Annotated in this window: 1 protein-coding gene; it reads right to left on the reverse strand. The window is 35.9% G+C overall.

What is annotated here, in order from left to right:
- Nucleotides 1-397: 397 nt before the first annotated feature.
- A partial coding sequence (locus ACFIK8_RS10145) for an outer membrane protein (protein ID WP_375669350.1) occupies nt 398-577 on the reverse strand: 180 nt, incomplete at its 5' end.

Here is a 577-nt window from a genome sequence, read left to right on the forward strand (position 1 = left end):
TGTGCCGCAGAAGCGGAAACTAAAGCGATAACAGAAGTCGTTATTAAAGATTTTATATTCATAAACTTTGCTCCTTCATTTATGAAGCATATGTTACACACCTATGCAAAAAAATCTGTAGTAAAAACGGCACAGTTATGAAAATAGAAGCCTTGTTAAAGACGAAGCCTCTTAACAACTTCGTTCTACAGGAAAGTTTGTAAGTTACATATATGCCGAAGCTATTGAAGTTACAGTTAAACTCCTGTTTGTTGTTTACAAATTTCCTTTTAAAAAAATCAACATGTAACGATACTCTGCCTGCATAATAATATGACCCCTGTGACAATAATATCACAAAAAACACCCGAGGCTCCGCCAAAGACAGAGCCTCTTAGCAATTTAAGCTTACAAGACGTTAAAATTTGTAAGCCACACCAACGCGAAAATCATTGGTTTTGTAAGAAGTTTCAAGTTTTCCTTTTGTAAATTTCTTTTTACCAAAATCTGAGTAACGATATTCCGCACGGACAATAACACTATTGGTCATTGCCAAATCAACACCAGCACCAAGGGTGTAACCAACAAACGTCTTCGT

The sequence above is a fragment of the Bartonella sp. MR168JLCBS genome (assembly GCF_042194175.1).